At 35.7% G+C, this 13,349-nt stretch carries 12 protein-coding genes; 8 read left to right on the top strand and 4 right to left on the bottom strand.

The genetic code is table 11. The features are described from left to right. The first annotated feature begins 102 nt into the window (after positions 1 to 102). Positions 103 to 2,739 (top strand): hypothetical protein, encoded by a 2,637-nt coding sequence (locus tag ABVM53_RS13520; RefSeq protein WP_405327024.1) that lies wholly within the window; start codon positions 103 to 105, stop codon positions 2,737 to 2,739. Positions 2,740 to 2,806: 67 nt separating this feature from the next. On the opposite strand, the gene ABVM53_RS13515 is transcribed toward ABVM53_RS13520, so the two are convergent. From ABVM53_RS13515 to ABVM53_RS13505, 3 genes are all read right to left on the bottom strand, one after another. Beyond that, positions 2,807 to 3,286, bottom strand: a complete 480-nt coding sequence (locus tag ABVM53_RS13515; protein ID WP_405327021.1) for a PA2169 family four-helix-bundle protein — start codon at positions 3,284 to 3,286, stop codon at positions 2,807 to 2,809. A 38-nt stretch (positions 3,287 to 3,324) separates the two neighbouring features. Beyond that, positions 3,325 to 3,456 (bottom strand): hypothetical protein, encoded by a 132-nt coding sequence (locus ABVM53_RS13510; protein WP_262707469.1) that lies wholly within the window; start codon positions 3,454 to 3,456, stop codon positions 3,325 to 3,327. A 103-nt stretch (positions 3,457 to 3,559) separates the two neighbouring features. Then, positions 3,560 to 5,347: an alpha-amylase family glycosyl hydrolase gene (locus tag ABVM53_RS13505; RefSeq protein ID WP_405327018.1), complete on the bottom strand. Its 1,788-nt coding sequence runs from the start codon at positions 5,345 to 5,347 to the stop codon at positions 3,560 to 3,562. 190 nt (positions 5,348 to 5,537) lie between these two features. Here ABVM53_RS13505 and ABVM53_RS13500 point away from each other — a divergent pair, with 190 nt between their 5' ends. After that, complete coding sequence (locus ABVM53_RS13500; protein WP_405327015.1) at positions 5,538 to 6,005, top strand: FKBP-type peptidyl-prolyl cis-trans isomerase; 468 nt, start codon at positions 5,538 to 5,540, stop codon at positions 6,003 to 6,005. Between the two features lie 72 nt (positions 6,006 to 6,077). Here ABVM53_RS13500 and rocD read toward each other — a convergent pair whose 3' ends face one another. Beyond that, complete coding sequence (gene rocD, locus ABVM53_RS13495; protein WP_405327012.1) at positions 6,078 to 7,358, bottom strand: ornithine--oxo-acid transaminase; 1,281 nt, start codon at positions 7,356 to 7,358, stop codon at positions 6,078 to 6,080. 268 nt (positions 7,359 to 7,626) lie between these two features. On the opposite strand from rocD, the gene rlmD reads away from it, so the two are divergent. The 6 genes from rlmD to ABVM53_RS13465 are packed head-to-tail and all read left to right on the top strand — an operon-like array spanning position 7,627 to position 13,264. After that, positions 7,627 to 9,039: a 23S rRNA (uracil(1939)-C(5))-methyltransferase RlmD gene (gene rlmD / locus ABVM53_RS13490; RefSeq protein ID WP_405327009.1), complete on the top strand. Its 1,413-nt coding sequence runs from the start codon at positions 7,627 to 7,629 to the stop codon at positions 9,037 to 9,039. Between the two features lie 33 nt (positions 9,040 to 9,072). Then, complete coding sequence (locus ABVM53_RS13485; protein ID WP_405327007.1) at positions 9,073 to 9,546, top strand: DUF6452 family protein; 474 nt, start codon at positions 9,073 to 9,075, stop codon at positions 9,544 to 9,546. After that, the gene (locus ABVM53_RS13480; protein WP_371456385.1) at positions 9,512 to 10,252 is read left to right on the top strand and encodes a DUF6048 family protein; all 741 of its coding nucleotides are present in this window, start codon (positions 9,512 to 9,514) and stop codon (positions 10,250 to 10,252) included. The genes ABVM53_RS13485 and ABVM53_RS13480 overlap by 35 nt, the downstream gene beginning before the upstream one ends. Positions 10,253 to 10,265: 13 nt before the next feature. Further along, the gene (locus ABVM53_RS13475) at positions 10,266 to 11,183 is read left to right on the top strand and encodes a CPBP family intramembrane glutamic endopeptidase (protein WP_405327004.1); all 918 of its coding nucleotides are present in this window, start codon (positions 10,266 to 10,268) and stop codon (positions 11,181 to 11,183) included. Positions 11,184 to 11,204: 21 nt separating this feature from the next. Beyond that, positions 11,205 to 12,008: a TrmH family RNA methyltransferase gene (locus tag ABVM53_RS13470; RefSeq protein WP_405327001.1), complete on the top strand. Its 804-nt coding sequence runs from the start codon at positions 11,205 to 11,207 to the stop codon at positions 12,006 to 12,008. Between the two features lie 17 nt (positions 12,009 to 12,025). Beyond that, a complete protein-coding gene (locus ABVM53_RS13465; RefSeq protein ID WP_405326998.1) occupies positions 12,026 to 13,264 on the top strand; it encodes a M48 family metallopeptidase in 1,239 nt (412 codons plus the stop codon). Positions 13,265 to 13,349 lie beyond the last annotated feature (85 nt).

Genomic DNA, 13,349 nt, shown 5'->3' with positions numbered 1-13,349 from the left:
TGTTAACTACCCATAGGAATATTCATTTTTGAGTTAATTTCATTGATACAAATTAATTTCAATCCTATAAATAAGATTCGCTTATTACAAATCCTTATCTTCATGTCCACAAAACCTTTCTCCAAAAAAAGTGAACAAAAAATATACGAGTGTGATGCGTTTAGTATTTATAAGGATAAAATAATTCAGGGGCAATACAGCGCTAATGCCGAATCCCGAAAGCATTTATCGTCAAATTATAATTCTAGAGCGAGTGAAAATTATTCACGACTGTTGGTTTTTAAATTCAGTATTAATCAGAAGGATAATGAGCTACCTATAGGTGATGATCACTGGATAATAATAGATACCGAAAAAGAATCGCCACTTTTCACATTTGGAAAAAGAAGCGATTCTAAACCCGAGAATTGTTCAGGCTATCTTCCTGTAAATTACGAGTACACATTTTTACTTGACGTTTCGCCGGTTTTAGATGCATTCAAGAAAAAAGGATATTACACCACTTTTGATGGTACACGTATTGCCAAAGCAGGTTTTAATGGTTTTTATATTGCTGGCGAGTCTAAACCACTTACTTGGGATTTTGTAAATCTCGAGGAACGTGGCTTAAAAATGCAACCCACCTCAACACCTCATATTTACAGCATCACATTACTTTTAAATCCGTTTAACGATGCTCAATATGAACGTAAGCATTGGAAACTTTCCGAAGATATTTCAGATAAACCAAAATACCAATCCGATCAGATTCTAGTTGATACGCTGTATAACTTATCTCTTGAAGAGGCTATAAAAAATATTGAGCCAGATAATACCTTACGTACAGGAGCAAAATGGAGCGGCGTATGGACGCGAGATGTGAGCTATAGCATAGTTCTTGCGCTAGCGTATCTCGAACCTGAAGCTTCAAAAACCAGTCTGAGAAGAAAGGTGAAAAATAAACGTATCGTTCAAGATACTGGTTCTGGTGGGGCCTGGCCGGTTTCTTCAGATCGCACAACCTGGGTTCTTGCTGCCTGGGAATTATTTAAAGTTACCGGAGATACTAAGTGGATTGATGAAATATACCCAATAATAAAAAATACTCTTGATGATGATTTTAAAACACTTTATAATCCGCAGACTGGTTTATACGGCGGGGAATCGTCATTTTTAGATTGGCGGGAGCAAACCTATCCAAAGTGGATGTCTAATGCAGACATTTATGCATCACAAAACTTAAGTACAAATGCTGTGCATTATAAGGCATTATCTATATTCGTTGAGATTTCTAAGCTTAAAGGCAAAGAATATCAAAGCTATGAAGAAAGAGCAATAAAAATAAAGAAGGCTATAAATACAAATTTGTGGCTCAAATTTAAAGGCTATTATGGGCATTGCCTGTACGGAAAAAACGATTTTCTACTCTCCCCTTTTTTTGAAGCTTTAGGTGAATCGTTAACGCTTTTATTTGATATAGCCGACACTAAACGAGCGAAGTCCATTCTCTCAAAAGCACCGCTGACTCCTTTTGGGACCACGTGTATTTACCCACAACTACCAGGCATTCCTCCTTATCACAACAATGGCATTTGGCCATTTGTTCAAGCTTACTGGAATCTGGCTGCAGCAAAGCATAAAAATGAGGCTGTTTTAAATCACGGTCTTGCAAGTATGTATAGATCTGCCGGTTTATTTTTAAGTAATTATGAGAATATGGTTGCTGAAAATGGTGATTTTGCCGGGACTGAAATTAATTCTCATCGTATGTTGTGGAGTATTGCAGGTAATCTCGCAATGGTTTTTCGTGTATTTCTAGGAATGCATTTTGAAGTTGATGGATTGTACTTTAGTCCTGTAATTCCGAAAGCATATTCGGGGACACGTAAGCTTTCAAACTTCCAATACAGAAAGGCCACAGTAGACATCACAGTTATAGGACACGGTTCAAAAATTAAGAGCGTTACACTTAATGATAAAAAAGTTACCAAAGCTTTTCTAGCAAACAATGCTAGTGGTAAACAGAATCTAATCATAGAATTGAATAATACAGAATTTAATGATTCTAAGATAAATAAAGTTGAAAATGCCTTTGCACCTTCCACTGTACACGCACATAAAACAGCGAGCGGAATACAATGGCAACCAGTAAAAAATTGCTCCCATTATCTTATTTATAAAAATGGAAAATTCTTAAAAAGCACTACGAAGACTAAGTTTGATACCACGGAAAGTTCCTATGGTAATTATCAAATTAGTGCTTATAATTTTGATAAGATGGAAGGTTTTGCCAGTGAACCCATAATTCTGAGTTCTACTGAAAAAATTCTTCAGCTTGAAGATTATGCTGAAATGTCTGACTTAAATTATACGAACTATACGGGAGCTGGTTTTGTAGAAATAAGTACAAAAATGAATAGGAAGATTAAAATTCCTATCTTCTTGCAAAAGGCAGGTAGATATATTTTAGATTTTAGATACAGCAATGGTAGCGGTCCCTGGAATACGGGTAATAGTTGCGCAATACGCAGTTTAAAAGTAAATAAGAGTTATTGTGGAGTTATTGTATTTCCACAACGTGGAACTGATGAATGGTCAGATTGGGGTTACTCTAATTCATTAGTCATAGAACTAAATAAAGGAGAGAATACTATAAGCTTACAGCTGAATGCTTTTAATAAAAATATGAACGGACAAATTAATACGGCAATGCTTGACACTATGCGACTTCGATTAATTGAAAATTTAGATAATAAGTAGAATTCATTTAAAAACAGAAAAACCGCCCAAAAGGCGGTTTTTCTTTATAATTAGATTAGAAATCTAATTACATTAAATCTTCAAGTTTTTTAATAGTATCTAATGATTTTTCTACCTCGAGCATTTGATTTGTAATAAGAGATGTGATCTCTGGAGTAAAATGATTTTCATTCTCTCTCAATACCTCTTTATACTCTTCAACACTTGCTTTTTCTCCACGAATACATTCTTCCAATATAGACTCATCTGAATCTGAACTAAATGCATCCTTAATATTCATCCAAGTTCTGTGTACAGCACCTGTAGCACTACCAGACTCGATTGGTTTTTCATTTAAATTTATAATAACATCACTCAATTCTGTAGCGAATCTGTTTCTTAACGCTGCTCTAACTTTCAAGTACTCTTTAAGGTGACCATTTTCAGCTTTAACCATAGCTTTTTTGTAACCTTGTTCTGCATCATAGTTCTTTTCTAAAAGACCTTGTAAGTTAGAAACTAAATTTTCGTGTGATTTTTCTCTTGCTTCTTCTATTGTAGTTTTCATAATTTTTTGATTTAGTGTTAATTATTAGAATTGAAAGTCTAAGTTAATTTCCGCTTCACTTTTTTAAGGTTTGGAACAAATTCTTCTTTAAACGACCTTTTGTTCTTTATCCAGTCATAAGCGTAATAACCTACTTGGGCAAGTGTGATTAATCTTAGTATCTTTCTCATAATAAACGTTTTTATAAAAATAATTTACTTTCAGAGCATTATTAATAATATTAATATATTTTAACTCGCGGACGTTAAAAATTATTAACGCCTCTCTATGAACTTATAGCGAATAGATTAATGCTGCATAACCTGGGATATCTAACTTACCAGTCCATGGTCTGTCATCGGTTTCTGCCTCCTCTATTCTAAGATTTTCAACATCTGTATCTGAGAAATCATTATCATAGCCTTTCCATACACTATTAATTCTCAATTGCCAGTTTGTTCCTTCATCTATACCTATTCCATAATCTCCATAATCTGCATTACTAAAATTGAGAATCACCAGAACAGGTTGTTCATTTTCACCACCTCGTATATATGCTAGTATTTTAGTTTCAACATTTAAATGAACGATAGTTAAATGCTGTCCGCGTAAACCATCTGTTCCATCATAAAAGCCTGTACGCAGTTTGATAATATCTCCTACTAATCTTGAGATTCCTTTGAGACGATATTGTTTGTCCCAGTCCAATCCTTCGGTATCTTGAAAATACTCATCTTCAATAAATTCCTGTCCCTGAAATAACATAGGAATACCCGGCGCTGTTAGTGTCAACACTATACCTAGCAATGCTCGTTTTTTTGCAAATTGACTTTCTGCATCACCCGGTTGTATTTCTTCCGGGACACGAGCTTTCCCGTTGGCAACTTCATCGTGAGATTCAGTATAAACAATACGTCTAAAAACATCCCCGCTATAGGTACAAGCTAAAGCATCTGCAACAGCTTGTAAATCGCGTGAATCATCACTTACACTCGTAAGAACTTCCCGTACAGGATGTACAAAATTCATATCCCATTGAGAACCATAACCTATTCCACCATCTTCAATAGCGTTTGTTACGATCTCTTGACCCTTAAGATCCTCTGCAATTGTCAAAATGTGCGGATACTTTTCTTTAAGTTCCTGATTAATTTCTCGCATCATTTGGTTTCCTTCTTCGATAACAGCATCGTCACCTAGTCCACCATCTTCATAACGTATATACGCGGTAGCATCGAGTCTTAAACCATCACAATGGTATTTTTCAATCCACATAAGTGCATTATCTCTCAAATACTGGCGTACCTCATCTCTACCATAATCGGGTCGTGTATCTCCCCAAGGTGTAGAACTGCGGTGGTCGTTATAAAAATAAATTCCCCCTTTGTCATTTTCGCTCCACCCATCAAACTGCCATAAATCCACATCAGAAGGGCCAAAATGATTATAGACAACATCCATAATAATTGCTATTCCTAATTTATGTGCTGCTTTTACAAGTCTTGCTAGTCCGTCTGGACCGCCATAATCTTGTTCAATAGCAAAAGGATGCGCCGGGTTATAACCCCAAGAAATACCTCCGGCAAATTCAGCCACAGGTAAAAGCTCAATACAATTTATACCCAAGCCTTTTATATACTCTAGTTTTTCGATAACATCATCAAAAGTCCCTACAGCATCCGGACTTTTTCTGTTGAAAGTTCCTACGTGCAATTCATAAATAACGAGACTATTCCAAGATGGAATAATAAAGTCATCTCCTTCCCAATCAAAATCGAGTGTTTTTATTATAGAGTTTCCGTTGCTGTTTGTAAGTTCAAAAGCATAGGGATCATTTCGGTGTAAAACCTGTTCACCATTATGAATTATAAATTTATATTCATCCCCCTCATTTGCGTCATCGGTAGTGGTAGCCCAATACCCATTTTCCTCTAACTGCATTTCTAATGATTCGTTATTCCAATCATTAAATGTACCGGTTACAAATACCTTGTCGGCATTAGGAGCCCATACTCTAAAAGTTGTAACACCTTCATTTAGCACAGCACCCATGCCGGGAGATTTTTGTATAGCAATTTCCATAGTTGTTAGTTTTTTTTCAAAAATACCCGAAATATTATGCTGAGTAATTTGTTTATGAATTGATTAACGCCTACGAAAAAGTTAAATGGGAATACCTTAAGAGTTGTAAGAGAATTTTCAACAGTGTTATATTTTATTGTATGAATTTAGAATTAAACCTAGTTTAGCCGTTTAATTTAAATTACACATTATGAAAATCTGGTTATCCCTAATCTGTGCCCTAACATTATTTAGTTCTTGTTCTAGTGATGATAGTTCATCTGAGTCAGAAGCTGAAGCATTTGTAAGAAATGAAGCAGAAATTAATGCTTATTTAGAAGCTAATGATTTAACCGCTACACGCAGTAGCACAGGTTTGTACTATATTATTGAAACGGAAGGAACAGGAGAATCTCCTGAAAAAAATTCTACAGTCAAAGTAACTTATACAGGTTATTTACTTAACGGAAATATTTTTGATCAATCTAATTCTGAAGTTGAATTTAACGCTGGAAGTTTAATACCAGGATTCTCGGAAGGCTTAACGTATATGAAAGAAGGCGGACAAGCAGTATTTCTAATTCCTGCTCGTCTAGCTTATGGAGCATCCGGTGCCGGCGGAAGTATCCCCGGGAATACTGTAATCCTATTTGAAGTGAATCTTATTGAAGTTTTATAATCCTCATAAAATTTTATAAAGTAAAAAAGCGACTCAGTGAGTCGCTTTTTTTTGGTAAATAGTTCTAAAAATTTACTTCTCAAACTGTTGTAAAGTTTTAACTATTATAGCTACACAATCTAGCAATTGATCTTCTGTCATTACCAGTGGCGGAGCAAAGCGTATAATGTTTCCGTGGGTAGGCTTTGCAAGTAAACCGTTTTCTTTTAACGCCATACAAATATCCCAGGCTGTACTGCTATCTTCTGTATCGTTAATTAAAATAGCATTTAATAAACCACGACCACGAACTAAATTCACAATCTTACTTTCAGCTATATATTCATTCAATTTAGATCTGAAAAGTTCACCTAATACACGAGCGTTTTGAGCTAGCTTCTCGTCTTTAACTACATCAAGAGCAGCCATAGCCACTGCTGAAGCAATAGGATTACCTCCAAAGGTAGAACCATGTTGTCCCGGCTTAATTACATTCATCACTTCGTCGTCTGCAAGTACTGCAGAAACAGGGTATGCACCACCAGATAACGCTTTACCTAGAATTAATATATCTGGTCTGCTATACGTTTCTTGACGCTCACAATGTCCCTCACAAGTACAATTACCACAAACAGCAAGTAATGCTCCGGTTCTGGCGATACCTGTTTGAATTTCATCTGCAATAAATAATGCATTGTTTGCCTCACAAAGTGCCTTTGCCTTCATTAAGAAATCTGAAGCTGGAGTAAATACACCAGCTTCCCCTTGAATAGGCTCCACTAGAAATCCTGCAATATTTTTATTCTCTACTAATGCGCGCTCCAAAGCATCAACATCATCATAAGGTATTTTTATAAAGCCTGGCGTATACGGACCAAAGTTTTTACGAGCGCCCTCATCATTTGAAAAGGAAATAATTGTAGTTGTTCTTCCGTGAAAGTTATTTTCACATACGATTATTTGTGCTTCGTGCTCCGGGACACCTTTCTTCTCATATGCCCATTTACGAGCTATTTTAATCGCTGTTTCTACAGCCTCTGCTCCCGTATTCATAGGTAGCAACTTATCAAACTGAAAATAATCTGTTGCGTAAGCCTCATACTTACCTAACATATCATTATGAAAAGCCCTGGAGGTTAATGTAAGTGTCTCGGCTTGCTTGCTCATTGCTCCTACAATTGCAGGATGACAATGCCCTTGATTAACAGCAGAATACGCCGATAGAAAATCATAGTATTGCTTGTCTTCAATATCCCATACATAAACGCCCTCGCCTCGCTTTAAAACCACAGGAAGTGGATGATAATTGTGTGCGCCGTGTTTTTCCTCAAGAGCGATTGTCTCTTGTGAAGTGAGTTTTTGTGCAGTAGTCATTGTGTACTTATTTTAAGGTAATCTCTTTACGATTCCTGCTTGTGATGCCTCTAAGAATAAGACATCCTCAACAGGAGAGAAATCATCCTAGTTGAGATGCTGCAAATTACTAAAAATAAAATACGCATCTAAATAATACCCTAGACTAACACGCTTATTCATTTTGGTTCTACATAGTATTTTGAGTCTTGACAAACTATACCTTTTATTCCTACATACTATTAAAGATAGCGATGGTTAATCTTCATAATTATTCTATTTTTGCCTCGTGTCAAGAAAAAAGAACTCCAGAAAAATTTTCCCTAATGTACTTGTTACAGATGCAGGTGCTAAGGGTAAAGCCATAGCAAAAGCTCCAGATGGGCGGGTTATATTTATAAATAATGCCATACCGGGAGATGTTATAGATGTACAAACTACAAAACAGCGTCGCGCTTATTTTGAAGGTACAGCTATTAAAATTCACGAATATTCATCAAAACGTACAGAACCAGCCTGCAAGCACTTCGGTACTTGTGGAGGTTGTAAGTGGCAGAATATGCATTATGACTACCAGCTCGAATATAAGCAGCGGGAAGTAGTAAATAACTTGCAGCGTTTAGGTAAAATTGAGCTTCCTAAAGTAACTCCCATTGCAGGTAGTAAAGAACAATACTTCTACCGCAATAAAATGGAATTTTCATTTAGTGATAGCAAGTGGCTTACCTTAAAGCAAATTCAAAGCGATGAGATAATAGAAGACCGTAATGCATTAGGTTTTCATATTCCCGGGATGTGGGATAAAATTCTGGATATAGATAAATGTTGGTTACAACGTGATCCTAGTAATGCCATTCGCAATGGGGTAAAAGAATTTGCGAGCCTTAATAATATACCCTTTTTTAACACCCGTAATCAGGAAGGTTTATTACGTACCTTAATGATACGTACAACCAGTATAGGTGAGTTAATGGTTCTCGTTCAATTTTTCCACGATGAGGAAGCACCACGCGAACTCGTAATGAACTATCTTAAAAACACATTTCCCGAAATTACATCGCTTCTGTATGTAATTAACGAAAAAGGGAATGATACAATCTATGATCAGGAAGTAATCTGCTTTGCAGGGCGTGATCATATTTTTGAGGAGATGGAAGGTTTAAAATTTAAAATTAACGCCAAATCATTTTATCAAACTAATTCTGAACAAGCCTACGAATTGTATAAAATTACACGTGATTTTGCAGGTCTTACCGGCAATGAAAACGTGTATGATTTATATACCGGTACAGGTACAATCGCACAGTTTGTTGCTCGAGATGCTAAGAAAGTTATAGGTGTCGAGGCAGTGCCAGATGCTATAACAGCAGCTCAGGCAAATGCACAATTAAACGGCATTGAAAACGTTGAGTTTTATGTGGGTGATATGAAAAATGTATTCAACGATTCATTTTTAAAGATGCACGGTCAACCCGATGTGATAATCACAGATCCGCCTCGTGATGGGATGCACAAAGATGTAGTTGAACAATTAATTAAGATAAAAGCAGATCGTATAGTGTATGTAAGTTGTAATAGCGCTACTCAAGCACGCGACCTCGCATTACTCGACCCTTACTATAAGGTTCAGCGCGTTCAGCCTGTAGATATGTTTCCACAAACCCACCACGTAGAAAATGTGGTTTTATTAAAATTGAAATAACCGGGTTTAATGATAAAAAAATGGCTCCTTTTAATGTTAGCTATTCTAGCTCTTTCACTATCGTGTGAGCGCGATGATATTTGTGCAACCAGCACTCCTACCACGCCTCAGCTAACAATGAGTTTTCTAGATGCAGATAACATCAATGAAACCAAATCATTAAATATCAATATTTATAAGAGGGATAAGTCAGATAGTATTACTTATACTGATGCCTCCACCGTACAAGTCCCGTTACGTACAGATACAACAGCTACTGTATTGGTTTTTGTGAAAAATCCCAATAATCTGGTGGCTGCTGAAAATCCTAACAATGCAGATACACTTATTTTTACCTACACTCCGCAAGAGACATTTATAAGCAGAGCCTGTGGGTATAAAGTGGTATTTAATAATTTAAGTATTCAAGTTAATCCCGGTTCTGATGGCCGATGGATTGATGATTTTATAATTAATAACAGAACTATAGCAGATGAAGACACCACACACGTTTTTATTCGTCATTAGTTTTGTGTTACTGGGGCTTTCAGAAATGAATGCTCAGCAACAGGGAATTGAAGTTGAAGACCCTCTTGATGAAGTATCCTCAGATACCACTGCAACTCGTACTAAAACTGATAAATATGGTTTGCGTCTGGGCGTAGATTTAAGTAAACCATTACGTACACTTCTAGATGATACGTATCAAGGTTTTGAAATTGCCGCAGATTTTAGAATTAGAAAAAGTTATTATCTGGCCGCTGAAATAGGTACGGAATCTAAACAATATAACGAAGCTAATTTTGATTCTGAAACTCAGGGAAGTTATATTAAAGCTGGTTTCAATTATAACATTTATAACAACTGGGCAGGAATGTCAAATCTTATCTATGTAGGTTTACGTGGTGGATTCTCAACATTTAGTCAGGACTTAAACAGTTATACCATTTATACTACAGACACTTTTTTTGAGCCAGACTTACGAACAGATGCTCGTAGTTATGACAACTTAAATCTCATTTGGATTGAGTTACAATTAGGCATGCAGGTAGAGCTTATAAACAACCTTTATCTTGGCGTTAACGTACAATTAAAGCGAGCTCTTTCTCAAAAGGAACCAGAAGATTTTGCTAATCTTTTTGCACCCGGCTTCAATAAAGTGACTACAGATAATGTTTACGGCGCGGGATACGGTTATACGTTGTCCTACTTTATACCCATTTTCAAGAAGTAATTTACTTTAAAATATGGGCTTACGTTCGCGTATTTCAGTTATAAATAGTTTTATTAAGCATCCTGATGATATCGTATTTTCAATATCTAATTGGGAAAAACTAAAATATCTGATTGCTGCTATAGCCTATGATTTTGGTATTGCATTTTTATTTATAATTATAATGAATGCATTGAGTCCGGTTTTAGAACCGTACGAAAATCTTTTAAACGCAGAGAGTTATACAATTTGGGTTTCTATATTTATTATCTGCATATTCACACCTTTTTTAGAGGAAACCATATTCAGATTACCACTTAAATATGAACGGAATTTTTTATTTAGAGGGATTAGTTATTTACTGAAAAAAGACCTTGCCATATTCTGGAAAAAAAATCTACGTATAATTGTTTACATCTTCGCAGCTACCTTCGGATTTGTACATTTAGGAAACTACACAAATACAGACTTCATTTTTTATGTTCTCGCTCCTATTATTGTAGGATCTCAGTTATTTGCAGGAATGATTTTTAGTTTTTTAAGACTAAAACTGGGCTTTTTATGGGCAGTACTAGGCCACTTTTCGCATAATTTCATTCTAATAATGCTGGCCTTTTTATTTTTTCACAATGTAGAACGTGACTTGGTCGATAATGAAAAAGTACGTATTAAAACCACAGGTATTGCTTTTACTGTTGAGCGTAATCCATCTTTTTCTTGTGACACGCTACAAAATGGAAATCTCCTATGTCTCCGTGCAGAAAATATAAGTCTGCAAAGTATAATTGATACGTTATACCCTAACCAGTTATTAATCATAAGAGATAATGATCAGCTTGATTTAAATCTGTTTAGCAAAACCGCTGAAGGTTATTCAAAAAAAGTGTTTATTGAAGTATTGAAAGAAAATTATACGTTCAAGAAAGCTGCAGATACTTCATCTTCTCGCTAATAGTATAGTAACTTTGAATTTATGTATAAAGAAATTAGCAGTATTCATAATCCTACAATCAAGCAACTGGTTTTACTTCAGGAGAAATCAAAAGAACGCCGTAAAAAGGGCCTTTTTTTAATTGAAGGAATTCGAGAAGTCAATCTGGCATTAAAGTCGGGATTTGAATTAACTGAGGTTTTTTACTGTGAAGAAATAATAACCCAGGATGCATTAGAAAACCTTAAAGAGGTTCTTCCTGACTCTGTATCTCAAGTGATTGTAAGCGAAGAAGTTTATAAAAAAATCGCTTATCGATCTGGTACTGAAGGTTTATTAGCCTGCGCGAAGTCAAAGCCCAACAGTTTAGAAGATTTAATACTTCCTGAAAACCCACTTATACTTATTGCTGAAGCTCCAGAAAAGCCCGGTAATATAGGTGCTCTTTTACGTACCGCAGATGCAGCGGGTGTTGACGCATTTATTTTGGCTAACCCCAAAACAGATCTTTATAACCCAAATATTATTCGTTCTAGTGTGGGCGGGTTATTTACAGTTGATATTGCTACAGGATCTACGCAAGAAGTGATTCAGTTTTTAGAAGCACGAAATATAAATTGTTACGCAGCGATCCTGCAGGAAGCGATCTCCTATGAAAAGCAGGATTTCACAAAACCTACTGCTCTCGTTGTGGGTACTGAGGCAGATGGTTTATCTCAAGAATGGAGAACTCACGCTACCCAAAATATAATTATACCTATGCAGGGAAGCCTCGACTCTATGAATGTGTCTGTGGCAGCTGCTATTTTAGTTTTTGAGGCGCGTAGACAACGCGGTTTCAATTAAAATTCACTTTTATTCTTATGAATCCAACTACTGTATTTTATATAATTATAGCGTTTATAATTATCAGTTTTGCAATTGATCAAATTCTGGATTGGCTCAATGCAAAACATTTTGATGATCCTATACCTGCAGAATTAGCAGATGTATATGACGAAGAAAATTATCGTAAATCTCAATCTTATAAAAAAGCGAATTCTAAATTCGCTGCACTCTCAAGCGGCTTTATGCTATTGGTAACTTTAGTATTTTTCTTTGTTGACGGGTTTGCTTATGTAGATACCATTGCGCGTTCCATAACTGATAATGAAATATTAGTCGGTTTAATTTTCTTCGGAATAATACTAATAGGATCAGATATTTTGACAACGCCATTTAGTTATTACAAAACATTTGTCATTGAAGAACGCTTCGGTTTTAATAAATCAACCCGGGCTCTATTTTTTGCAGATAAACTTAAAGGTTGGATAATGACTATCTTAGTTGGTGGTGGTTTACTCGCCTTAATTATTTGGTTTTACCAATTAAGTGGCAGTTCTTTCTGGATATACGCCTGGATCTTATTTGCAATTTTTGCATTGATAATGAATATGTTTTACGCCAAGCTAATAGTTCCTTTATTTAATAAGCAAAAACCTCTTGAAAAAGGATCATTACGAGAAAAAATAGAGGCTTATTCTGCCACTGTCGGTTTTAAACTTGACAATATATTTATCATTGATGGTTCTAAACGCAGCACAAAAGCTAATGCCTACTTCTCTGGTTTTGGTTCAGAAAAGAGAATCACACTTTACGATACGCTGGTTAATGATCTTGAAGATGAAGAGATCGTAGCCGTATTAGCTCACGAAGTTGGTCATTATCGTAAGAATCATATTATAATAAATCTCGCCACTTCAATAGTACTTACCGGTTTCACTTTATGGTTACTTGGCATTTTTGTAAGTCAGCCTATATTTTCTGAGGCATTAGGAGTTACAACACCCAGCTTTCATGTAGGATTAATCGCTTTTGGTATTCTTTATACACCTATCTCTGGAATTACCAGTTTCCTTATGAATCTCTTATCTAGAAAATTTGAGTATCAAGCAGATGATTTTGCTAAAAACACATTTGCCGCAGCACCATTAATTAGTTCGTTAAAAAAATTGTCCCGCAATAGCCTTAGCAATCTTACACCACATCCTTTATATGTGAAATTTCAGTATTCACATCCTACGTTATTGCAACGCTATCAAAATTTATCTCAGGTCAAGTAAATTTCGGTGAAATCAATGCACAAATATGTGCTGATAGAATAGCATTGGTACTGCTTTTGCAGTTGATTTTCTATTATATAATTGT

Origin of the sequence: Leeuwenhoekiella sp. LLG6367-2.1 (assembly GCF_045055775.1) — a bacterium.
GTDB lineage: Bacteria > Bacteroidota > Bacteroidia > Flavobacteriales > Flavobacteriaceae > Leeuwenhoekiella > Leeuwenhoekiella aequorea.
This window is presented reverse-complemented; position numbering and strand designations above follow the sequence as displayed.